The sequence below is a fragment of the Flavobacterium sinopsychrotolerans genome (assembly GCF_900110375.1).
GTDB classification, from domain to species: Bacteria; Bacteroidota; Bacteroidia; order Flavobacteriales; family Flavobacteriaceae; genus Flavobacterium; species Flavobacterium sinopsychrotolerans.
Genome location: NZ_FODN01000001.1, coordinates 491,611 through 515,910, shown reverse-complemented (window position 1 = coordinate 515,910; position 24,300 = coordinate 491,611). Strand labels below are relative to the sequence as shown.

Sequence of the window (24,300 nt, the reverse complement as noted above, 5' to 3'; positions counted from 1 at the left end):
TATTTGTCCTTTTTTAATTTTTTTTGCATTTATAATTTATAATTTATAAATCAAATTTGCTTTGTTATCTTTGTTAAATGAATGAGAATTTAGATCCTACAACTAACGGTTATAATACAGAAGAGCTTGATCTTGAAAAAAGATTAAGACCGCTTTCTTTTGATGATTTTGCTGGTCAAGATCAGATATTGGAAAACTTGAAAGTTTTTGTTCAAGCTGCCAATCAAAGAAATGAAGCACTTGATCACACCCTTTTTCATGGTCCTCCTGGTTTAGGGAAAACTACTTTGGCCAATATTCTTGCTAATGAGTTACAAGTAGGTATAAAAATCACTTCGGGTCCTGTTTTAGATAAGCCTGGAGATTTAGCTGGTTTGTTGACTAATCTTGAAGAAAGAGATGTTTTATTCATTGACGAAATTCATCGTTTGAGCCCAATAGTCGAAGAGTATTTATATTCAGCAATGGAAGATTTTAAAATCGACATCATGATTGAATCTGGACCAAATGCAAGAACTGTTCAAATTAACCTAAATCCTTTTACTTTAATTGGTGCAACTACACGTTCTGGGTTGTTAACTGCACCTATGAGAGCCCGTTTTGGGATATCATCCCGTTTGCAATATTATACAACGGAGTTATTAACCACGATAGTCGAGAGAAGTGCTGCCATTTTTAAAATGCCAATTACTATGGAAGCTGCTATCGAAATAGCAGGACGAAGTAGGGGAACGCCTCGTATCGCAAATGCTTTATTGCGCCGTGTTCGTGACTTTGCACAAATAAAAGGAAATGGTAAAATTGACATTGAAATTGCACGTTATGCGTTAAAAGCATTAAATGTCGATGCACATGGATTGGATGAAATGGACAATAAAATATTGACCACAATTATTGAAAAATTTAAAGGAGGTCCGGTAGGTTTGTCAACTTTGGCTACAGCCGTATCAGAAAGCAGTGAAACAATCGAGGAAGTCTATGAGCCGTTTCTTATACAAGAAGGATTTATTATGAGAACTCCAAGAGGACGTGAAGTTACTGACAAAGCCTATAAACATCTAGGAAAATTAAATACAAATAATCAGGGCGGATTGTTTTAATTTTTGGAGCTATTTCCTGCTGTACGCTGTATCTTTTCCGGCTTAAAGAAAGCCTGAAAAGGATGCCGCTTCCATCAGGGCTAATTTGAATAAGTTATTAATTTTATTTTCTGGGTCATAATTCAAAAATCTAAATACACTGAGTTCATTAAATCCGAAGCTAAACGCCTCGGTTTTTTGTCAGGTGGTATTTCTAAAGCTGAGTTTTTGGAACAAGAAGCACCACGGTTAGAAAACTGGTTGAATGAGAATAGAAACGGCCAAATGGCTTACATGGAAAACCATTTTGATAAACGTTTAAATCCAACGTTACTAGTTGATGATGCCAAAAGTGTCGTCTCGCTTCTTATGAATTACTACCCGGAACAACGTCAAAATTCGGATGCTTATAAAATCTCAAAATATGCTTACGGTGAAGATTACCATTTTGTGATTAAGGAAAAGTTGAAAGAATTTTTGTTTTCTATTCAGTCAACTATCGGGGAAGTTTCAGGACGTGCCTTTGTTGATTCTGCGCCGGTGCTCGATAAAGCTTGGGCTGCAAAAAGTGGTTTGGGCTGGATTGGGAAAAACAGTAATTTGTTGACTCAAAAAGTAGGTTCTTTTTACTTTATTGCGGAACTTATTATAGATTTAGACTTAGATTATGACAATGCTACTACGGATCATTGTGGTACTTGTACGGCTTGTATGGATGCTTGTCCAACGGAAGCAATTGTCGCACCTTATATTATTGACGGTAGTAAATGCATTTCTTATTTCACTATAGAACTAAAAGAAAATATCCCACAGGAAATGAAAGGGAAATTTGATGATTGGGCTTTTGGTTGTGATGTGTGTCAAGATGTGTGTCCCTGGAATAAGTTTTCGAAACCACACAATGAACCTCTCTTTAATCCAAATCCAGAAGTGCTTTCAATGTCCAAAAAAGATTGGAGAGAAATCACGGAAGAGACTTTTAAAGTAGTATTTAAAAATTCGTCTCTGAAAAGAGCCAAGTTTCAAGGAATCAAAAGAAACATTGATTTTTTACAATAGAAGCTATTTTTTTTTAAAAGTAGATTCTCTTGCTATCACTTTTGTTTCTAGTTCTATGGTTCTAGGTGTAAAAGGAATTTCTTTTTTGTGACAATTCATTTCTTCTAATAATAATTTAAAAGAAGCTACTCCCATTTCATGACTAGGTTGGTCAACTGTACTAAGTTTAGGGGTTAGTACTTGAGACATAAACCAATTACTAAAGCCTATTACGGCTACTTGTTCCGGAATTTTAATTCCTATATCATTAAAATAGGAAAGTACTCCTACAGCAACAAGATCTGTAATGGCAAATATTCCTTCAACATCAGGATGGTCAGTCATTATTTGTTTTGCAAAATCTATTCCCTCTTGAAAAGTTACTTTTTCACACGTATAGACTAGAGAAGCATCAAAGGGGATGTTGTTTATTTCTAGTGCTTTTTTATAACCAATAAAACGGTCAATGGCATTTTGAGGATTTAAGGGGCCTCTTATATGGGCAATTTTTCGGTAGCCGTTATCTATTAAATGCTGAACCGCATTTCTGGCGGCAATTTGATCGTTAATAACGACCTTAGAACTATGAATCAACTTTGCAATTTTGTCAAATTGCACAAACGGGATCTTACGTGCTATAATTTCCTTAAGATGGCTGTCATCATTTGATTCGTTAGAGAGAGAAATAATTATTCCATCTACTCTTTTGTTAATTAGTAAGGCGACCTGTTTTTTTTCTAATTCTAATGATTCATTGGATTGTAGAATGATAACTAGGTAACCATTTTTTTCAGCTTCAGCAATAATTCCATTTATTACATTTGAAAAAAAATGATGAACGATTTCGGGAATAATTAAGCCAATTGTTTTTGATTCTTTTGTTCTTAGATTAACAGCAAAAGAATTAGGGCTGTAGTTGAGTTTTTTTGCTAATGAAATAACCGCATCTTTCGTTTTTAAACTAACGTCTGGATAGCCTTTTAATGCTTTAGAAACTGTGGTAATGGATATACCCAATTTTTCTGCAATTTCCTTAAGAGTAGCTTCTTTCATGAGACAAATATGGTAAAATATTTTTTTATATCAAATCGAAAACGTTTTCGGTATTTCGAAAACGTTTTCGATTGTGTAATTCGTTATTTTATTTCTTTATAATTATACATTTGATAATAAAACTAACTAAAATTTACTAACTAAATTATTTCAAAACCATGAAAAAACCTAATTTATTAATCAAGCAAATAGGTATGATTGTAGCTTTACTGCTATTTAATCTTTCTTTTGCACAAAATGCTACCGTAACAGGAGTGGTTTCGGATGTTAATGGAGCACCAATACCAGGTGTTAATATTTTAATTAAAGATTCGTCAAAGTCAGTTGTGACTGATATTGATGGAAAATATAATTTTTCAAATCTTCAAAATGGTACTTTTGACTTTATTGCTTCATACATTGGTTATAAAAATGTGGAGTTTAAAATGGATGTAAATGGAAATGTGATTAAAAATATTACATTAATCGAAGATACTAATGTGCTTGATGATGTTATAATTACTGGGGTAATTAATCCAAGAACAAAAATTAAATCGAGTGTTTCTATTACATCAATGAATACAAAGGAAATTGAGCAATCTGCACCAAGATCAACTGCTGAGATTTTTAGGACTATTCCAGGGATACGTTCAGAATCATCAGGAGGAGAAGGTAATTCCAATATTTCTGTCCGTGGGGTGCCAATATCATCTGGAGGTTCCAAATATTTACAAATTCAAGAAGATGGGCTTCCAGTATTATTATTTGGAGATATTGCTTTTGCAACAGCCGATATTTTTACAAGATTTGATGGTAACGTAGCCAGAATTGAAGCTATTCGTGGAGGCTCAGCTTCAACATTGTCTTCAAATTCTCCTGGAGGAATTATCAATTTCATTAGTAAAACAGGGAAAACTGAAGGTGGAACTTTGAGTACTACTTTTGGGCTAGATTATGAAAACTTCAGAACAGATTTAGATTATGGGACTAAAATAGGTGATGGATTGTATTTTCATGTAGGTGGTTTTTACAGATCAGGTGAAGGTGTTAGAAAAACAGGATTTAATAGCAATAATGGCGGTCAAGTAAAATTCAATGTTACAAAAGAATTCGAAAAAGGATCAGTAACAGTTTATGCTAAATTTTTAAATGATAGAGCAGTAGCATATATGCCAATGCCTGTTCAGGTTTCTGGAACTAATGCAAATCCAAATTGGACGAGTGTAGATGGCTATGATGCTACACGAGGTGCGATGCAATCTATTTATTTAAACCATAATGTTGGACTTGGGACAGAAGGAAATGTAAGAAGAGAAAAAGTTGCTAATGGAATGCACCCTATTTCAAAATCCATAGGCGCAAATGCTACTTTTGATTTAGATAATAACTGGAAAGTTTCAGATAATTTGCGTTACTCTGCAAACAGTGGGGGCTTTATATCTCCTTTTCCTGCTGAATTGGGTACAGCTTCTGCTATCGCAAGTTCTTTTGGTGCGGGTGCAACGCTAAGTTATGCAAATGATGGGACTGCTTTTAATACTCCTAATGGTTTAGTTGCTAGAATTCATATGTTTGATACACAATTGAATGATATGAGTAATTTTATGAATGATTTGAGATTGACAAAAAAAATAGATAATGTAGGAATCACTTTTGGGTTTTTCAAATCAATGCAAAATGTTTCAATGTCTTGGCTATGGAATTCTTACCTACAAGAAGTATCGGATACTAATCCTCGTTTAATTAATGTAACGGATGTTAACGGTAATCTCTTGTCAGAGAATGGGCTCTATGCTTATGGGACTCCTGCTTGGGGAAATTTAGCTAGAAATTATGATACGCAGTATAACGTGTCTGCCCCTTACGTAAATGTTTCATTTGATGCTTCTGAAAACCTTTCTTTTGAAGGTGGGGTACGATATGATAATGGAAAAGCCACAGGTTCTTTTACCGGTGGGACAGCGACACAATATGACATCAATAATGATGGAGTATTATCTGCACCGGAAAACAATGTATTTGCTGTGAATACTGCTAATGAAACTCCAGTTAATTATACTTACGACTATTTCTCTTACACGTTAGGTGGGAACTATTTGTTAAATGCGAAACAATCGTTATTTGCTAGAGTTAGTAGAGGCGCTTCTGCGAAGGCTGATAGAATTTTATTTAGCGGATTGGATTATTTAGACGGAAATAAAATCAATGCATTAGACTTTTTAACGCAGACAGAAATTGGGTATAAGCAAAAATTCGATAAAGGATACCTTTATGCTACTGCCTTTAGTTCTAAAACAGATGAGCAAGCGGGTTATGAGGCTGGAGCAAATGTAATTAGACAAAATAATTACAAATCTTTAGGATTAGAATTAGAGTCAGCGTATGATTTGTCAGATAACTTGAACCTAAGAGGGTCTATGACGTATACAAAAGCAGAAATTACATCCGGCACTGATGAAGGAAATGAACCAAGAAGACAACCTAAATTAATGTATGGTGTAATGCCAACGTTTAAATTTATGGATAGAAAAAACACATTAGGATTAAGTTTTATTGGGCAGACTAAAGCTTTTGCTCAAGATTCAAATCAACTCGTAATGAATGGTTTTGTAATTGTAAATGGTTTTGTTGAAGTTGGTTTGACAAAAGGGTTATCAGTAAATCTTTCTGGTAATAACATATTCAATACATTGGCAATTACGGAGTCAGAAGAAGGAAGTATAACTGAGAATACGGTAAACTATGTAAGAGCAAGATCATTGACCGGAAGATCAATTTCTATGGCCTTGTCTTATAGATTTTAATAAAATGTTTCATGATTAGTTAATTGTTGGGCAATTCCTATATTTTTAAATATAGGAGTTGTTTTTTTAAAATTAAAAAAAGAATAGGAGCATGTTTAAAAAGGTAAAACTCAATTTTTGGCAAATATGGAATATGAATTTTGGGTTTTTCGGAATTCAATTCAGTTTCGGGTTGCAACAAAGTAACATGAGTGCGATTTATAAATATTTAGGAGCTGATGAAGGTAGTTTGCCTATGTTATGGCTTGCAGGACCTATTACAGGTTTAATAATTCAGCCTATTGTAGGAGCGATTAGTGATGGCACTTGGTCGCCAAAATTTGGTCGCCGAAAACCATTTTTCCTTATCGGAGCTTTAATATCAAGTTTTGCGTTGCTGGTCATGCCTTTTTCTAATTCTATTTTTATGGCTGCGAGTTTGCTATGGATTTTAGATGCTGCAAATAATTTAGCCATGGAACCTTATCGTGCTTTTGTAGCCGATAAATTAGATGAAAAGCAACAATCATTAGGTTTTTTAATGCAGAGTTTCTTTACAGGATTAGGTATTACATTGGCTAATTTTACACCCGCTATTTTAGTAGCATTAGGGGTTTTGGCAATTACGGATAAATTATCAAATGGGATTCCAACGTATACTTATTGGGCTTTTTTCATTGGAGCATTTGCTTCTATTGTATCGGTTCTGATTTCAGTTTTTACAACAAAAGAATATCCGCCTACTGACGAGGAGTTAGCATTGATTAATGAAAAGAAAAAACAAAATATTTTTAATACCGTTTTTGTTGACATTGTAAAGGCTTTCCAAACAATGCCCTTAACAATGAAACAATTAATACCTGTTAAATTCTTTACTTGGTATGCTATGTTTTGTTATTGGCAATACATCACATCTACACTTTCAATATCTATTTACAATACCACAGATCAGTCATCACAAGGGTTTTCTAAAGCACAATTGTTGACAGGTAGTTTAAATGGGACCTATAATATAATTTGTTTTATGGTTGCTTTTTTACTGGTTCCTTTAGCACTTAAAATAGGGGCAAAAGGAGTTCATTTTTTTGCTTTATTATTAGGCGGAATAGGTTTATTGAGTATTCCGTTTTTAAACAATGTAGATGTTCTATTTGTAATGCACAATCCATTTGGAGAAAACGTAGCAGTGACCATCATCTTTTTATACTCATTTGGTTTAGGAATTTCTTGGGCTTCAATGATGGCTATGCCTTATCAGCTTTTGGCTGGTTCTATTCCAAAAGATAAAACAGGTATTTATATGGGGATTTTTAATATGTTTATTGTAATACCAATGGCGATTCAAGTGTTGACTATGCAGTATTTTGTGTATGATTTATTAGGGAGAAATCCATTGAATGTGATTAAATTAGCAGGTGTTTTTTTAATTTTGGGGGCGATTTTTACTCTTTTTATAACTGTTAAAAATAGAAAAGAAGCGATAGTATAATGAAAAATATAGATTATAAAAAAGCAATTGAATTATTGCAGAATGCTTCGTCTAAAGAAGGATTTTTAGCAAGCGCTCAAAACATTTCAAATTACAAAAGAGTTTGGGCTAGAGATGGAGTAATATGTGGTTTGGCAGCTTTGGCTTCAGCTGATGAAAAATTGATTGAGACCTTTGGGAACACATTAGAAACATTAGCAAAAAATCAGCATTATAATGGTACAATTCCCTCAAATGTAATGACAGATGGAGATGTTGTAGAAGTGAGTTATGGAGGTTTAGCCGGAAGGGTTGATGCGGTGACTTGGTTTATTATTGGTGTTTGTCAATACGCTTTTTATAAAAAGGACGAGGTATTTATTCGGAAATATGATAGTAACATTCAAAAGTGTTTGCAGCTTTTAGAAGCATGGGAATTTAATAATAAACATTTGCTCTATGTTCCTCTTTCTGGAAATTGGGCGGATGAATACATAACGGATGGTTATGTATTATATGATCAATTATTGCGAGTATGGGCTCTAAAAAGTTATAATTATTTTTGTAAAAGTGATTTGATAGCAAGTAAAATTGAACAAATAACGCAACAGTTAGCAATTAATTTTTGTCCTGATTCAGTAGGAGAGAAATACCATGAAAGGGCATACAAGGAAGCTAATATTCAAAATTTTATGCCTTGTTCGTTTTCGCCAGCGGGTTATAAAATGCAGTTTGATGCTTTTGCAAATTCCTTAGCGCTACTTTTAAATATAGGGACAACTGCGCTTCAAGAAAATATTTTGTCCTATTCTTTAGTTTTAAAAAACAAAATGCCATTAAAGTTATTGCCCGCTTTCTGGCCGCCAATAAAAGAAAATGATGTAGACTGGAACTTGCTTAAGAATAACTATAAATACGAATTCAGGAATTTTCCAAACGAATTTCATAATGGTGGGAGTTGGTCAATGGTTAATGGGTTTTACGGACTTGCGTTATTGAATTCAACAAAAAAAGAAGAAGCTATTGAAATACTGGAAGCTATAAATGCTATTAATAAAATTGAGAATTATAGTTTTTATGAAAATTTCAACAGTAAAACCCAATTGCCTAATGGGGTTTCATATTGCGCATGGAGTGCAGCTGCAACCGTAATGTTGCATCAAAGTATTTATAGTGATTTTAAATATTTAGTTTAAAAAAAATGAAAAAATCTATTGATATAATTTGTATTGGGGAAGTTTTAATTGATTTTATTGGTCATCAAATTGATACTTCAATAAATAGAACTAAAGATTTTCACCGATTTTTAGGTGGATCCCCTACAAATGTTGCTGTTAATGCAACAAGATTAGGCTTGAATTCAGTTTTAGTAGCCACTTGTGGTCAAGATGGATTAGGAGAATATATTGTTCGTAAATTGAAGGCGAATAATGTTATTACTTCTCATGTAAAAAAAATTGATCATATGCCAACTTCGGTAATATTTGTCTCTAAATCTACGGGAACCCCTGATTTTATTCCATTTAGAGAAGCTGACTCTCAAATTGACCCAAGTCAAATTACAGATGATTTACTTGAAAGTGCTAAAATTTTTCATACAACTTGTTTCGCATTAAGTAAAGATCCTGCTCGTACCACGATTCTTGAAAGTGCTAAAAGAGCGAAGCAATTGGGACTGAAAACAAGTATTGATATTAATTTTTCGGAACGAATTTGGAATGATAGAGACGAAGCTAAATTGGTATTAAAAGAGTATTTGGCAACGGATCCTTTAGTGAAACTAAGTGAAGACGACTGCTACAGGTTATTTTCAGAATCAAAAACGGAAGATTTTATTTTTGAATATTTTCATAATTTGGGCGCTTCAACTATTTGCTTGACAAAAGGGAAAGAAGGAGTAGTTTTATCAGACAAAAAATTTGGGCTTTTTCATCAAAAAGCAATTCCAGTTCTTGAGATAAAAGATGCCACAGGTGCAGGTGATGCTTTTTGGACAGGTTTTTTGTATGCACAGCTTTTGGATAAAAATTTTAATGATACTATTACTATAGCGCAAAAACTAGCAGTGCTGAAATTACAAAATGTTGGTAGGCTTCCTGCTGATATTGACATTAGTTCTTTTATAGAATTGGAGTAATAAACCTCCGAAAGTTATTCTTATTAGAATTTATTTCCTTTTTATGTTTTTTTTTTTAACTTTATAGTCAACTTAAATTTTCGGATATGACTGTAAATCAAATATTAAGCACAAAAGGGAAGGAAGTTTATTCCATACTTTCGACAAACACTGTTTACGAAGCATTGACAGTGATGAGCGAAAAAAACATTGGGGCAATTCTTATTATTGAAGATGCTATCCTGAAAGGAATTTTGTCTGAAAGAGATTATGCTCGAAAAATTGTTTTGAAAGCGAAAACTTCTAAGAAGGCCTTCGTTCATGAAATTATGGAAACTGATATAGTCACTGTAAAGCCATCAGATAATTTAGAATATTGCATGGAGTTAATGAGTACTAAAAGGGTAAGGCATTTGCCCGTTTTAGATAATAATGTTGTAATTGGGATTATCTCTATAAGTGACGTGGTAAAAGCCATAATCGAGATGCAAAAAGATACCATCCAACATTTAAATTCTTACATTACACAATAAAAAGAATTAAAAAAGTTGTAATCATAAAAAGCTATATTTACTGTAGCTTTTTTTTTTGGAATTAAAACAGGCTTGTTTTTATGCAAAAGAATGGGTGAAAAGTCCTCTTTTTTTAAATCAAGACTCTTATCTTTGTAAGCTAGAATAAAATCTAAAAAAATGAACAAAAATAGCAAAAGAAGAGAAGCATTATTATACCACGCAAAGCCTACTCCGGGTAAAATTCAAGTAGTTCCGACTAAGAAATATGCAACACAAAGAGATTTGTCTTTAGCTTATTCTCCTGGCGTAGCCGAGCCGTGTTTAGAAATAGCGAAAGATGTAAACAACGTTTATAAATATACCGCAAAAGGAAATTTAGTTGCTGTAATCACAAATGGAACAGCAGTTTTAGGATTGGGTGATATTGGTCCGGAAGCATCAAAACCAGTGATGGAAGGTAAAGGATTGTTGTTTAAAATTTTTGCTGATATTGATGTGTTTGACATCGAAATTGGAACAAAAGATATAGAAGAATTCATTCAAACGGTTAAAAATATAGCGCCTACTTTTGGTGGAATTAACTTAGAAGATATTAAAGCACCAGAGTCTTTTGAAATTGAAAGACGATTGGTGGAAGAATTAAATATTCCTGTAATGCACGATGATCAGCATGGTACAGCCATCATATCATCTGCAGCATTATTGAATGCTTTAGAATTAGCAGACAAAAAAGCAGAAGATGTGAAGTTGGTAGTTTCAGGAGCCGGTTCTGCAGCTCTTGCCTGTGCAGATTTGTATGTTTTGTTGGGTGTGAAAATAGAAAATATATTAATGTTCAACAGTAAAGGAGTCTTGACTAAGGACAATGCCTCCCTGTCTGTTTTACAGCAAAAATATGCAAAAGACATAAAACCAATGAGTCTTGAAGAAGCATTAGTTAATGCTGATGTTTTCTTGGGATTGTCAACAGGAGATATTATGTCTCCGCAAATGTTATTGGGAATGGCTGATAATCCGATTGTTTTTGCCATGGCAAATCCTGATCCGGAAATAGACTATAATCTTGCAGTAGCAACTCGTAAAGATGTAATTATGGCTACCGGTCGTTCGGATTATCCTAATCAGGTAAATAACGTTCTTGGATTTCCTTATATTTTTAGAGGTGCATTAGATGTCCGTGCAACAAAAATTAATGAAGCCATGAAGATGGCCGCCGTGAGAGCATTGGCCTCATTGACTAAAGAATCTGTTCCAGAACAAGTAAATGTTGCTTATGGTGCGACAAAATTAAATTTTGGACGAGAATATATTATTCCTAAACCTTTTGACCCAAGATTAATAACTATTGTTGCACCGGCTGTGGCCAAAGCAGCAATGGATTCCGGAGTTGCTTTGAATCCTATTACAGATTGGAAAAAGTACGAAGAGGAACTTTTAGATCGTTTAGGGAATGATAATAAAATGGTTCGTTTGATTGCCAATAGAGCTAAGATGGATCCTAAAAGAATTGTTTTTGCAGAGGCGGATCATTTAGATGTTCTTAAAGCAGCACAAATTGTGTTCGAAGAAGGAATAGGTTTTCCAATTTTACTAGGGAACAAAGAAATTATTTTAGAATTAAAAGAAGAAATAGGATTTGATGCCGATGTTCCAATCATTGATCCAAAAATTAAAGAAGAAGAGTCCAGAAGAAATAGATTTGCTACTACCTACTGGTCATCCAGACAAAGACGAGGGATATCCTTGTTAGATGCTCAAAAATTAATGCGTGAAAGAAACTATTTTGCGGCCATGATGGTCAATGAAGGAGAGGCGGACGCTTTAGTAACGGGGCATTCCAGAAGTTACCCGTCTGTTGTGAAACCAATGTTGCAACTTATCGAAAAAGCACCGGGAGCATCCATTGTTGCTACTACAAACATTATGATGACGGCTCGTGGACCAATGTTTTTGTCAGATACTGCTATAAACATTAATCCTTCAGCGGACGATTTAGCTAAAATTGCTATTATGACTGCAAAAACAGCAAAAATGTTTGGTGTTGAGCCCGTAATTGCAATGATATCATATTCTAATTTTGGTTCTTCAACAAATGAAAGTGCTAGTAAAGTTAGAGAAGCGGTAACATATTTGCATAAAAATTATCCAGAGATAGTTATTGATGGCGAACTTCAGGCGGATTTTGCACTGAACCCAGAAATGCTAAAAGAAAAATTTCCTTTTTCTAAATTAGCCGGAAAAAAAGTAAACACATTGATTTTTCCAAATCTTGAATCCGCAAATATTACTTATAAGCTTTTGAAAGAATTGAATAAAGTAGACTCTATAGGGCCTATCATGTTAGGAATGGGAAAACCAGTTCATATATTTCAATTGGGTGCCAGTGTGGAGGAAATGGTTAATATGGCAGCTATTGCCGTGATAGATGCTCAAGAAAAAGACAAGAAAATAATAAAATAAAATTAGTTTAATATTCTGTACTCCAGAAGATAGTTAAATTGATGAAAATAATTAAAAGGTATGCTAATTTTGTTATATTTGGTGATATATTTATAATTCATGATAGCACACATTCAAGGAAAATTAGTAGAAAAATCACCAACACATATAATAATTGATTGTGGAGGGGTTGGTTATCACGTAAATATTTCCTTACATACCTATTCTTTGCTTCCCAATACAGATTTTATAAAAGTGTATACGTATCTTCAAATAAAAGAAGATGCGCATACACTATTTGGTTTTGTGGAAAAATCAGAAAGAGAGATTTTTAAATTGTTATTATCCGTTTCCGGAATAGGAGCCAGTATAGCAAGAACAATGCTTTCTTCATTAGATCCAAAGCAAGTCACTAATGCGATTGCATCTGGAGATGTTGTAACAATACAATCTGCAAAAGGAATTGGCAGCAAAACGGCACAAAGAGTAATACTGGATTTAAAAGAAAAAGTATTAAAATTGTATGATTTAGATGAAGTTTCTATGTCACAAAGCAATACAAATCGAGATGAGGCGTTATCAGCTTTAGAAGTTTTGGGATTTGTACGAAAATCTTCAGAAAAAATTATAGAAAAGATTGTGAAAGAAGATCCAGAAGCTTCAGTAGAATCAATCATTAAAAAAGCTTTAAAAAACCTATAAAAGGTATTCAAGTAACACGAGTTGTATGCATAAAATTTATATTTTTTTGCTTGTTTTATTTTGTGGATTTGTTTCGCAAGCTCAGGTAGGACAGCAGGCTCAGGATACCATTAAAAATAAATTTTCGATTGGAAAAGTTCAATTGAAAGATTCTCAGAGCATTCTTTCGGCCTATACTTATGACCCAGTTACGGATCGTTACGTTTATACTAATACTGTCGATGGATTTTCCATTAATTACCCTATTATTTTAACACCAAAAGAGTATGAAAGACTTGTCTTGAAAGAATCTATGCGTGATTATTTCAGGAAAAAGGGAGATGCTATTGATGGGAAAAAAGAAGGAAGCGAAGCTGCGAAAAAAGATTTATTGCCACGATATTACATAAAATCAGGGCTTTTTGAATCTGTTTTTGGAAGTAATACTATAGACGTAAAGCCAACCGGATCTATAGAAATGGATTTAGGAATGCGTTATACAAAACAAGACAATCCATCATTTTCTCCTCGAAACCGATCTAATATTTCTTTCGATTTTGATCAGAGAATCAGTATGAGTTTGATGGGTAAAGTAGGAACTCGGCTCAGTGTAAATGCGAATTATGATACACAGTCTACTTTTGCTTTTCAAAACTTAATTAAGTTAGAGTATGCCCCGTCAGAAGATGATATTATTCAAAAAATTGAGGTAGGAAATGTAAGCATGCCTTTGAATAGTTCTTTAATCAGGGGAGCGCAAAGTTTATTTGGAGTAAAAACACAATTACAGTTTGGTAAAACTACAATTACAGGCGTTTTCTCAGAGCAGAAATCACAAACTAAAAGTATAGTTGCTCAAGGAGGAGGAAAAATTGAAGAATTTGAAATGTTTGCCTTGGATTATGACAGTGACAGGCATTTTTTCTTATCCCAATATTTTAGGAATAAATACGATAAATCATTAATTAATTATCCTTTTATTGATAGTAGAGTTCAAATTTCTCGTATCGAAATTTGGGTTACCAATAAACAAAATCGCGTAACGACTACCAATAATAATTTAAGAAATATTATTGCGCTGCAGGATTTAGGAGAAGGTCAATTGTCAGGTTTAGATGATAATGAAGTTGTTGTCTTAGATCCTTCTACGGGAATTTTTAATAATTCTTTAGATTCGCCTACTGATAATTCAAATAATGATTATGATCCTGCACAGATAAATACAGGAGGCGGTTTGTTAAATCCAAATATACGTGAAATTGTAACGGCAAATTCTGGATTTAATGTTACGGTAAGCGAAGGTCAGGATTACTCTAAATTGGAAAATGCCAGAAAACTGAATCCAAACGAATATACTTTTAATGCACAATTAGGTTACATCTCATTGCAACAGCGATTAGCTAACGATGAAGTTCTTGCTGTGGCTTATCAATATACCATAGGTGATCAAGTATATCAAGTTGGGGAATTTGGTAATGACGGAGTGGATGCAACTGTAGTGACCGGGAACAGTCCTTCAAACCAAGCCGTTATCTCGCAAAGTTTGATCTTGAAAATGTTGAAAAGTAATTTGACAAATGTTAAGAATCCGGTTTGGAATTTGATGATGAAAAATATCTATCAAATCCCTGGTGCTTATCAAGTGAAACAAGAAGATTTTAGATTTAATATTCTTTACACCGATCCATCTCCATTAAATTATATTACAGCTGTCGAGGGAAGTCCTTTTCCCGTTAATCCGTTGCCTGAAAACAAAGTGGCCGAAACCCCATTGCTAAAAGTGTTTAATTTGGACAAATTAAACTACAACAATGATCCACAAACTGGCGGCGATGGTTTTTTTGATTTTATGCCAGGTTTAACAGTAGATGCTCAAAACGGAAGAATAATTTTCACGAACAAAGAACCTTTTGGAGAATTATTATTTTCTAAATTATCATATACTGGTTCTAGTGAAAATTACGAGGATGCTAATACCTATAATCCGAATCAAAAGAAATATGTGTTCCGTAATATGTACAGCAGTACACAATCAGGAGCCTTACAAGATAGCGATAAGAATAAATTTTTACTTCGAGGAAAATACAAATCGACAAGCGGGGACGGAATACCTATTGGTGCTTTTAATGTACCCCAAGGATCTGTAGTGGTAACTGCAGCGGGTAGAGTTTTAGTAGAAGGAATAGATTATAGTGTAAATTACCAATTGGGAAGAGTGCAAATTTTAGATCCCTCACTTCAAGCTTCAAATACACCCATTGAAGTATCTCTGGAGAATAATTCTGTTTTTGGCCAACAAACCAGAAGGTTCATGGGAGTAAATGTAGAACATAAAATATCCGATAATTTCTTAGTTGGAGGTACTTTTTTAAAAATGACCGAAAGACCATTTACCCAGAAATCGAGTTTTGGTCAGGAATCCGTAAATAATACCATTTTTGGATTCAATACTAATTTTTCAACTGAAGTGCCTTTTTTAACTCGATTGGTAAATATGTTACCCAATTTGGATACTGATGTGCCTTCTAATCTTTCCGTGAGAGGAGAAATTGCATTTTTAAAACCGGATTCCCCAAAAGCCGATCAATTTCAAGGAGAATCAACCATTTATGTAGATGATTTTGAAGGATCTCAATCTACTATAGATATGCGTTCCCCTTATGCTTGGAGTTTAGCATCAACACCGGATAGAAATACTTCAAGCACGTACAACTTCAATGCGAACGCAAACGATTTAAGTTATGGATTTAAACGAGCTAAATTGGCTTGGTATGCCATCGATCCTATATTTTATGCTCAAAAACCATCAGGAATTTCAAACGAAGATTTATCATTTAACACTACAAGAAGAATTTACAGTGAAGAATTATATCCTTTGACTGATATTGCTCAAGGACAATCACAAGTTGTAAATACATTAGATTTGAGTTATTATCCATCAGAAAGAGGGCCTTATAATAATAGTTCAACTATAGATTCAAGTCCAAGAGACAATTTTGGGGGAATTATGCGGGCATTAAATTCTACTAATTTCGAACAAGGAAATGTTGAATATATTCAGTTTTGGGTGTTAGATCCTTATGTAGGAAATGGACAAGTACCGCAGTCGAATACAGGGAAGATCTATTTTAATTTAGGTGAAATATCCGAGGATGTGTTGAAGGACGGAAGAAAACAATATGAAAATGGACTTGGACCTGATCAGATATTGGTAAATCCACAGCCATTGTGGGGAGATGTTCCTGCTTCTCAATCGCTAATTTATGCTTTTGATACCAACGCTGACAATAGAAAAAATCAAGATATTGGTTTAGATGGTTTGGCTAATGCCAATGAAGGATCGGTCTACACAAATTTTGCTTCTGAACTGGATCCTGCAGCAGATGACTACAGATTTTATTTGAACGCATCGGGAGGTATTGTAGAACGATATAAAAATTACAATGGAACTGAAGCAAACTCCCCCGTTGAGATTAACGATAACAATAGAGGGTCATCAACAGTGCCGGATGTAGAAGATATTAACAGGGACAATACAATGAATACGATTAATGCGTATTATGAATATAGTATTGCTGTTGAACCCAACATGAAAATTGGTCAAAATTACATTACGGACATCAGAAATACTCAGGTAACCCTTCCCGATGGGTCCAATACAGATGCGAGATGGATTCAGTTTAAAATTCCAGTTTCACAACCCGAGAACACGATAGGAAACATATCTGATTTTAGATCGATACGTTTCATGAGGATGTTTATGACGGGTTTTGAAGAACAAGTTACAGTTCGTTTTGGAGCACTGGATTTGGTTCGCGGTGAATGGAGACGATACACGAATACACTAGATTTTAATGATACGAATATAGATGATGATAATACTAATTTAGACGTATTAGCGGTAAACGTACAAGAGAACAATGAGCGATGTCCTGTTAATTACGTTACACCTCCGGGAGTAGAACGCGAGCAGTTGTATAACAATAATACAGTGATCAATCAAAACGAACAGTCGTTGGCATTGCGGGTTTCTGGAGATGGTTTAGAACCAGAAGATTCAAGAGCCGTTTTTAAAAATGTGAGTATTGATATGCGTCAATTCAAGAAATTGAAAATGTTTTTACACGCTGAATCTCTGCCAGGCGAAATTGCACTTCAAGACAATCAGATGGTTGGTTTTATTCGTTTTGGGAATGATTTTACTCAAAATTTTTACCAGATTGAAATTCCTTTAAAAGTTACGACTCCTTCGTCTGCATCGAATTCAGACTGTTCTCCATTGAGTGCTGAAGTGGTTTGGCCTGAAGAAAATGAAATTGATTTGTCATTGGCTTTATTGACCAAATTGAAAATTCTTGCAATGACTATCGATCAAAGTACGCTGCCTTTGGATGGTATTTATTATCCGGACAGTGATGACAGTAATCCAGACGGTGATGGTAATAGTAAATTAAGATTGGGAATTAAAGGAAATCCGAACTTTGGATTAGTGAGAACGCTTATGGTTGGGGTGAAAAACAGTGACCTCCGTAACGATATCAAAGGGGAAGTTTGGTTTAATGAACTCCGCTTGGCTGATATGGATAACCAAGGTGGAATGGCTGCTGTTTTGAATGTAGATTCAAATTTGGCTGATTTTGCAACCGTTTCAGCTTCAGGAAGAAAAAGCACCATTGGTTTTGGGGCATTGGAACAAGGACCTAATGAAAGAAATCGAGAGGATACGCGACAATATAATATTGTAACCAATTTAAATCTTGGGAAATTATTGCCGCAAAAATGGGGAATTAATTTGCCGTTTAATTATGCTATTGGTGAGGAAATCATAACCCCGGAATACGACCCTTTTAATCAAGATATAAAATTAAAACAGTTGCTTGACAATACTTCAGATGAAGCAAAAAAAGAAAACATTACCAATAGAGCAATTGATTACACAAAACGAAAAAGTATCAACTTTATTGGAGTAAAAAAAGAGCGTAGTCCAGAGCAAAAACAACACGTATATGATCCGGAAAATTTTACTTTCTCTCAATCTTTTAACGAGGTCGAAAGACATGATTTTGAAATCGAAGATTATGTAGATCAGCAAGTGAACTCTTCGGTTGATTATGCCTATGCTTTTAAGTCTAAATCGGTGGAGCCATTCAAGAAGACTAAATTTATGAAAAAGAGTGATTACTGGAAATTATTAAGTGATTTCAATTTTAATTATTTACCTGCTAATATCTTTTTTAATACTAATATAAACAGACAATACAACCGTCAACAATTTAGACAGGTTGAGGTAGAAGGTATAGGGTTAGACCCTTTGTACCGAAGAAATTTTGCATTTAATTATCAATACGGATTTAATTATAACTTGACTAAATCGTTGAAGTTGAATTATACCGCATCATCGAGTAATATTGTAAAAAACTACTTGAATGAGGATAATGAACCTATTGAAAGTTTTACTATTTGGGACAGTTATTGGGATATTGGCGATCCTAATCAACACATGCAACAATTAGTTTTGAATTACGAAATACCTATTAATAAGATACCATTATTTAGTTTTGTTAAAGCGAACTATTCCTACACAGGAGACTATAGTTGGCAGCGAACTTCGAATGCCTTATCTGAAATAGAAATTGAAGGGAGTAAGTATAATCTAGGTAATACCATTCAAAACGCAAGCTCAAATAATCTGAACGCAACATTCAATATGGATGCTCTATATAAATACTTAGGATTGACAAAAGCTCCAGTAAATAAATCTTCGAAACCTAAAGTAGCTGCGCCTAAACCGGGAGAGAAAATCGTGAATACGAATCCTGTTAATCCAGCAGACAAGAATAACCCTTTTGTTGATGGGCTGATGGGTATTTTAACGAGCGTTAAAAATATTCAAATGAATTATACCTACAACAGTGGTACGGTTTTACCAGGATATACACCAAGTATAGGATTTTTAGGGTCGTCAAGACCGTCGTTAGGTTTTATTTTTGGAAGTCAAGATGATGTGCGATATGAAGCTGCGAAAAACGGTTGGTTGACGAATTACCCTGATTTTAACCAAAATTTCTCACAGGTAACTAATAAATTATTTAAAGCTACTGCGAATGTCGACCTATTTCCGGATTTGAAAGTTGATTTGACATTAGACCGAGCGTTTTCTGAGAATTTCTCAGAGCAATATGATGTCACAAATGGTGTTTATAATGCCAGATCACCTTATCATACTGGTATTTTTTCAATTTCAACGGTTTTAATAAAAACAGCATTCTCAGCAAGCGATGAAAATATGTCGGAAGCATTTGATGATTTTAGATCCAATAGACTTACCGTTGCCAATCGATTAGCAACACAGCGGGGGATTGACATTAATAATCCTAGTAATTTAGATCTAGAAGGATTTCCAATAGGATATGGAAAAAATAATCAAGCGGTATTGTTGCCGGCTTTTTTAGCGGCTTATTCTGGCGGAAATGCTTCAGATGTTTCCCTTGGAATTTTCAGAAGTTTTCCAATTCCAAATTGGGCAGTAAAATATAATGGGTTGATGCGTTACGAACTTTTTAAGAAGAATTTCAAACGATTCTCTTTGCAGCATAATTATCGTGCTTCTTACACGATAAATGCATTTAGATCTAATTTTGAATATGATAAAACGCCAAATGGAGTAGATGCGAGTGGTAATTTTTTCAACCAAACGATTATGTCAAATATTAACTTAGTTGAACAGTTTAGTCCGCTTATCAGAATGGATTTCGAATTGAAGAGCTCGTTAAAGGTATTGGCTGAAATCAAAAAAGACAGAGCTTTATCGATGAGCTTTGATAATAATTTGTTAACAGAGGTTAAAGGGATAGAATATGTTGTAGGATTGGGGTATCGCTTCAAAGATGTGATTTTCTCTTCCAGACTCGCTGATAATCCAACAGGAATAATAAAAAGTGACATCAATTTGAAAGCAGATTTATCGTATAGAAATAATCAGACTATTGTCAGGTATTTGGATTATAATAATAATCAATTAGCAGGAGGACAGAATCTGTGGTCATTAACCGTCAAAGCGGATTATTCTTTCAGTAAAAACCTAACCGCTATTTTCTATTATGATCACTCTTTTTCCAAAGCGGTAATATCAACTTCTTTTCCAATGACAAATATTCGTTCTGGATTAACCTTGCGTTATAATTTTGGCAATTAATTTTTTTAAAATCTAAACTAGATTTGAATAGAGATTGTTACATTTGTGAGATAAAATTTCAATTATTAATTAATAATTATCAATTACAATTTATATGAACATACCAGCAAATTTAAAGTACACTAAAGATCACGAATGGGTTAGTATTGATGGCGATATCGCAACAGTAGGAATCACTGATTTTGCACAAAAGGAATTAGGCGACATTGTTTACGTGGAAGTAGAAACCTTAGACCAAACTTTAGAAAAAGACGAAGTTTTTGGGACTGTAGAAGCAGTGAAAACCGTTTCTGATTTGTTTCTTCCTTTGTCAGGAGAGATTGTTGCGTTTAATGATGCTCTTGAAGCTACTCCAGAAAGTGTAAACTCGGACCCTTACGGAGCGGGATGGATGATCAAAATAAAAATTGCAAATATGGCAGAAGTTGATGGATTGCTTTCTAACGAATCATACAAAGAATTGATTGGTGCCTAAACAACTTTATTTTTGGGTTGCTTTATTATGGACCGGAATGATTGCTTTTTTTTGTTTGATGAAATCAAGTGCAGTTCCTGTTGTTCAAATTGCTAATCTAGATAAAATGGCTCATGCCTTTTTTCATTTTGTATTCACTTTACTTTGGTTTTTGTATTTCAAAAATCATTTTTTAGGAATGGATACTTTTAAAAAAGTAATTATTCCGCTTTTGCTTTCCATTTTTTTTGGGTTACTTATAGAGCTTTTTCAAAATATATTTACAACTAGTCGAGTGGCTGATGGATATGATGTTCTAGCAAATACCTTGGGAGCAATTTTTGCAGTTGTTTTGATATTGCTGTATGAGAAATATCGTCAATCAAATGAAAATTAATATAGAATAGGAATCCCACTTAAGTGGGATTTTTTTGTTTTATACTATAGATGTAAGTACTAAAATTAAAAAATGAATTTGTAAAATTTTATAGCAAACACATAAGCATATAAAATGTATTTTTGTTTATTAGAATTTACTGTAATTAAGAAATCAATAACGCCATGAATATCAAGCAATATTTAGATTCAACCTATTTAAAAACTGCAGAGCAGGCAGGACTTAGTGAAGAAAAAAATGTTCTTGTGGCAAAAGGATTTATCCAAGAAGCCATTGAGGAAGGTTTTAAGCTCATCATGATTCGGCCTGATATGGTTTCTTTAGCAAAAAAAATGATTACTGAAGCAAATTCAACCTTGCAAATAGGAACTGTAATTGATTTTCCAGAAGGTAAATCTTCGTTAGAAGAAAAACTGAGTGAAGCCATTCAGGCGATTCATGATGGTGCCGACGATTTAGATTTTGTATGCAATTACGAAGCTTTCAAAAAGGGCGATATAGATTTAGTTAAAGAAGGAATTCTGAGATGCACGCAATTGGGTCTAGCCAGTAAAAAAGTCGTGAAGTGGATTATTGAAGTTGCGGCGCTCAACGATAAACAAATCATACAATTGTCTAGTTTGATAAAAAATGTAATTGTTTCTAATTTTGAACAAGAGCTGTTTCCTAAGGTTTTTGTAAAGTCCTCTACAGGGTTTTATAAGACAGAAGGTGATTTGCCAAATGGAGCTACTATTCCTGCTATAAAAATGATGCTTGAAAATGCTTCGCCACTTCCGGTTAAGGCTGCGGGTGGAGTCCGAACGTATGAAGAAGCTGTTGCCATGATTCAGTTAGGCGTAAAACGAATTGGCACTTCAGGAGCCAAAATGATTGCGAATGGTCAAAATTCAACTAATGAATATTAAATTCAAAAAGGAAATAAGTATGAATAAAGGATTATTAACGTTGTTTTTATTGTTGTACTCCTTTTTTTCCTATTCTCAAGATTCAAACAGCGGAGCCGTACAGTCTAGTAATTCTGCGGAACGGTTTCCTGTTTTTTCTAATTGTATCAATTTACAATCAAAAGCATTAGAAAATTGTTTTTACAATCAAGTGCAGGATTTTGTTTTTACAAATTTTGAAGTTCCAGAGAACTTAAAACAAAATAATTTTCAAGGAGAAATAAAAGTCCTTTTTGAGGTTGATAGCAACGGTGTTTTTAAAGTAATTTATGCAGATGCCGCAGATGAAAATTTAATAAATGAAACAAAAAGAGTTTTTGCAGAATTTCCAAAAATTGAACCGTCAACGTATAACGGAAGACCAACTTATTCTAAGTTTACTATTATAATTTCAATACCTTTAAAGAGCAGGGAGGAATTAGCAGAGAAGGCTTTGGCGCAAGCCAGAATTTTGCCTAATAACACCAAAAAATTAACCGAACTGGATAGCATCGTTTATGATAAATTTACGAATCCTGAGTTCGAAAGTCATCTGAATATTCCTTTTTCGCACAGTTATTATGCTCAATTTGATGCTTCTCTAAATCAAGTGGGCAGTAATAATCATACTGCTTCAAAACCATACACTTATACTGAAGTTTCAAAATATTATAATTTAAAAAGAGTCAACGAAAACTTGAAAAAAAATGTTTCGGGCTGGTGGGCTAAGAAATTATGGAATGAGAATACTGTAGAAATTCAAGGGGAAGGCTATTGGTTTACGCTGAATCCAATATTTGATTTGCAAGTTGGAAAAGCTTCTCAAACCGAAGCGTCTTACACTTACGTTAATACACGCGGAATTAATTTTAGAGGAGGTTTGGGGAAACAGCTCAATTTTACTACAACCATTTTTGAAAGCCAAGGACGTTTTGCTGATTATTACAATCGATATGCAGAACTCATTAAACCTGCGGGAGGAAATCCTGCAATTGTTCCGGGAATAGGGATTGCTAAAGATTTCAAAACAGATTCTTATGATTTTCCTTTGGCAGAAGCTAATTTAACTTTTGCACCTAGTAAACACTTTGATTTACAACTAGGTTATGGACGAAATTTTATTGGTGATGGATACCGTTCTCTGTTAGAAAGTGATGGTGCCAGTCCATATCCGTATTTTAAATTGAATACTAATTTTTGGAAAATAAAATATACTAATACATATATGTGGCTCAAAGATGTTCGTCCCGAGGTGACGCTCGAACGAACCTATGCTACAAAGTTCATGGCAAACCATTATTTGAGCTGGAATGTTTCCAACAGATTGAATCTAGGTTTCTTTGAATCGGTGATTTGGACCAATACAAACGACAGAGGATTTGATATGAGTTTTGTTAATCCAATTATTTTTTATCGAGCGGTTGAATTTGCATCATCATCTAGAACGGGAAATGCACTTTTAGGATTGACTTATAAATACAAATGGAATAATCAAATCAACTTATACGGGCAGTTTGTTTTGGATGAATTTTCTCTTGGAGATATCAAAGAAAGAGATAAAAGTTGGAAAAACAAATACGGTTATCAATTAGGGATGAAGTATTATAATGCTTTCAAGGTTAATGATTTATTGCTGCAATTAGAATACAATCATGTACGTCCATATGTGTATTCTCATAGTGTTCCAGTCACAAATTACGGGCATAATAACCAAAGTGTAGGGCATCAATGGGGTGGAAATTTTAAGGAATTAATCGCTATTGCCCGCTATCATAAAGGAAGGTATTTTGCTGATGCAAAAATTACTATGGGAACACGAGGGCTAGATTTTGATACAACCGAAGATAATTTTAATTACGGGAGCAATATTTATAAAGATTACGACGAAAACAGACCCTTTGATAGTGGTGTAAAAGTGGGGCAGGGAAATAGAACGACAGTGTTTATTGCCGATTTTCAGGGCGGTTATTTAGTGAATCCTGCAACCAACTTGAAGCTCTTTGGAAGCTATATCTACAGGAGTTTTGATCCAACAAAAAATACGGCGACTACTTTCAGCCAGAGCACAAATTGGTTAACTTTAGGATTAAGAGCGGATATCTTTAATTGGTATTTTGATTATTAATCTTTATTTTACTGATTAATAATCTTTTTATGAATTGTTTTTTGTCAAATCC

The 24,300-nt window shown here is 34.0% G+C and carries 15 protein-coding genes; 14 read left to right on the top strand and 1 reads right to left on the bottom strand.

From position 1 onward, the window contains the following. The first annotated feature begins 77 nt into the window (after positions 1-77). Both ruvB and queG read left to right on the top strand, forming a co-directional pair. Positions 78-1,100 carry a Holliday junction branch migration DNA helicase RuvB gene (gene ruvB / locus BMX64_RS02305; RefSeq protein WP_091165777.1) on the top strand — a complete coding sequence of 341 codons (1,023 nt, stop codon included), beginning with the start codon at positions 78-80 and terminating at the stop codon, positions 1,098-1,100. A 117-nt stretch (positions 1,101-1,217) separates the two neighbouring features. After that, on the top strand, positions 1,218-2,138 hold the full coding sequence (gene queG, locus BMX64_RS02300) for a tRNA epoxyqueuosine(34) reductase QueG (RefSeq protein ID WP_167543019.1): 921 nt from the start codon (positions 1,218-1,220) through the stop codon (positions 2,136-2,138). Between the two features lie 3 nt (positions 2,139-2,141). On the opposite strand, the gene BMX64_RS02295 is transcribed toward queG, so the two are convergent. Then, positions 2,142-3,170: a LacI family DNA-binding transcriptional regulator gene (locus BMX64_RS02295; protein ID WP_091165771.1), complete on the bottom strand. Its 1,029-nt coding sequence runs from the start codon at positions 3,168-3,170 to the stop codon at positions 2,142-2,144. Positions 3,171-3,328: 158 nt separating this feature from the next. Between BMX64_RS02295 and BMX64_RS02290 the strand changes: the two genes are divergently transcribed. The 12 genes from BMX64_RS02290 to BMX64_RS02230 all read left to right on the top strand — a co-directional run bounded on the left by BMX64_RS02290 (position 3,329) and on the right by BMX64_RS02230 (position 24,248). Further along, entirely contained in the window at positions 3,329-5,953 is a 2,625-nt protein-coding gene (locus tag BMX64_RS02290) for a TonB-dependent receptor domain-containing protein (protein WP_208858951.1), read from the top strand. Between the two features lie 91 nt (positions 5,954-6,044). Next, the gene (locus BMX64_RS02285; protein ID WP_091165767.1) at positions 6,045-7,421 is read left to right on the top strand and encodes an MFS transporter; all 1,377 of its coding nucleotides are present in this window, start codon (positions 6,045-6,047) and stop codon (positions 7,419-7,421) included. Beyond that, on the top strand, positions 7,421-8,596 hold the full coding sequence (locus BMX64_RS02280; protein WP_091165763.1) for a glycoside hydrolase 100 family protein: 1,176 nt from the start codon (positions 7,421-7,423) through the stop codon (positions 8,594-8,596). Before BMX64_RS02285 ends, BMX64_RS02280 begins: the two co-directional genes overlap by 1 nt. A gap of 5 nt (positions 8,597-8,601) precedes the next feature. Continuing rightward, positions 8,602-9,537 (top strand): carbohydrate kinase family protein, encoded by a 936-nt coding sequence (locus BMX64_RS02275; RefSeq protein WP_091165760.1) that lies wholly within the window; start codon positions 8,602-8,604, stop codon positions 9,535-9,537. Between the two features lie 86 nt (positions 9,538-9,623). Then, the gene (locus BMX64_RS02270; protein ID WP_091165756.1) at positions 9,624-10,049 is read left to right on the top strand and encodes a CBS domain-containing protein; all 426 of its coding nucleotides are present in this window, start codon (positions 9,624-9,626) and stop codon (positions 10,047-10,049) included. Positions 10,050-10,208: 159 nt separating this feature from the next. After that, positions 10,209-12,491 carry an NADP-dependent malic enzyme gene (locus BMX64_RS02260; protein ID WP_091165749.1) on the top strand — a complete coding sequence of 761 codons (2,283 nt, stop codon included), beginning with the start codon at positions 10,209-10,211 and terminating at the stop codon, positions 12,489-12,491. A gap of 99 nt (positions 12,492-12,590) precedes the next feature. Next, positions 12,591-13,172 (top strand): Holliday junction branch migration protein RuvA, encoded by a 582-nt coding sequence (ruvA, locus tag BMX64_RS02255; RefSeq protein WP_091165744.1) that lies wholly within the window; start codon positions 12,591-12,593, stop codon positions 13,170-13,172. A gap of 25 nt (positions 13,173-13,197) precedes the next feature. Next, positions 13,198-20,346, top strand: coding sequence for a T9SS outer membrane translocon Sov/SprA (gene sov, locus BMX64_RS02250; protein WP_091165741.1), 7,149 nt, complete (start codon positions 13,198-13,200; stop codon positions 20,344-20,346). A gap of 94 nt (positions 20,347-20,440) precedes the next feature. After that, positions 20,441-20,821, top strand: coding sequence for a glycine cleavage system protein GcvH (gcvH, locus tag BMX64_RS02245; RefSeq protein WP_091165738.1), 381 nt, complete (start codon positions 20,441-20,443; stop codon positions 20,819-20,821). Beyond that, on the top strand, positions 20,814-21,197 hold the full coding sequence (locus tag BMX64_RS02240; RefSeq protein ID WP_091166527.1) for a VanZ family protein: 384 nt from the start codon (positions 20,814-20,816) through the stop codon (positions 21,195-21,197). Before gcvH ends, BMX64_RS02240 begins: the two co-directional genes overlap by 8 nt. 164 nt (positions 21,198-21,361) lie before the next feature. Then, on the top strand, positions 21,362-22,105 hold the full coding sequence (gene deoC, locus BMX64_RS02235) for a deoxyribose-phosphate aldolase (RefSeq protein ID WP_091165735.1): 744 nt from the start codon (positions 21,362-21,364) through the stop codon (positions 22,103-22,105). A 19-nt stretch (positions 22,106-22,124) separates the two neighbouring features. After that, complete coding sequence (locus BMX64_RS02230; protein ID WP_091166526.1) at positions 22,125-24,248, top strand: gliding motility protein RemB; 2,124 nt, start codon at positions 22,125-22,127, stop codon at positions 24,246-24,248. The last annotated feature ends 52 nt before the right edge of the window (positions 24,249-24,300 follow it).

Excerpts from the sequence above, each read along its gene's own strand:
- BMX64_RS02280 (WP_091165763.1), top strand. The coding sequence starts at position 7,421 with ATGAAAAATATAGATTATAAAAAAGCAATTGAATTATTGCAGAATGCT.
- sov (WP_091165741.1), top strand. The coding sequence starts at position 13,198 with ATGCATAAAATTTATATTTTTTTGCTTGTTTTATTTTGTGGATTTGTT.
- deoC (WP_091165735.1), top strand. The coding sequence starts at position 21,362 with ATGAATATCAAGCAATATTTAGATTCAACCTATTTAAAAACTGCAGAG.
- ruvB (WP_091165777.1), top strand. The coding sequence starts at position 78 with ATGAATGAGAATTTAGATCCTACAACTAACGGTTATAATACAGAAGAG.
- BMX64_RS02275 (WP_091165760.1), top strand. The coding sequence starts at position 8,602 with ATGAAAAAATCTATTGATATAATTTGTATTGGGGAAGTTTTAATTGAT.
- BMX64_RS02270 (WP_091165756.1), top strand. The coding sequence starts at position 9,624 with ATGACTGTAAATCAAATATTAAGCACAAAAGGGAAGGAAGTTTATTCC.
- BMX64_RS02290 (WP_208858951.1), top strand. The coding sequence starts at position 3,329 with ATGAAAAAACCTAATTTATTAATCAAGCAAATAGGTATGATTGTAGCT.
- BMX64_RS02230 (WP_091166526.1), top strand. The coding sequence starts at position 22,125 with ATGAATAAAGGATTATTAACGTTGTTTTTATTGTTGTACTCCTTTTTT.
- ruvA (WP_091165744.1), top strand. The coding sequence starts at position 12,591 with ATGATAGCACACATTCAAGGAAAATTAGTAGAAAAATCACCAACACAT.
- BMX64_RS02260 (WP_091165749.1), top strand. The coding sequence starts at position 10,209 with ATGAACAAAAATAGCAAAAGAAGAGAAGCATTATTATACCACGCAAAG.
- gcvH (WP_091165738.1), top strand. The coding sequence starts at position 20,441 with ATGAACATACCAGCAAATTTAAAGTACACTAAAGATCACGAATGGGTT.
- BMX64_RS02285 (WP_091165767.1), top strand. The coding sequence starts at position 6,045 with ATGTTTAAAAAGGTAAAACTCAATTTTTGGCAAATATGGAATATGAAT.
- BMX64_RS02295 (WP_091165771.1), bottom strand. The coding sequence starts at position 3,170 with ATGAAAGAAGCTACTCTTAAGGAAATTGCAGAAAAATTGGGTATATCC.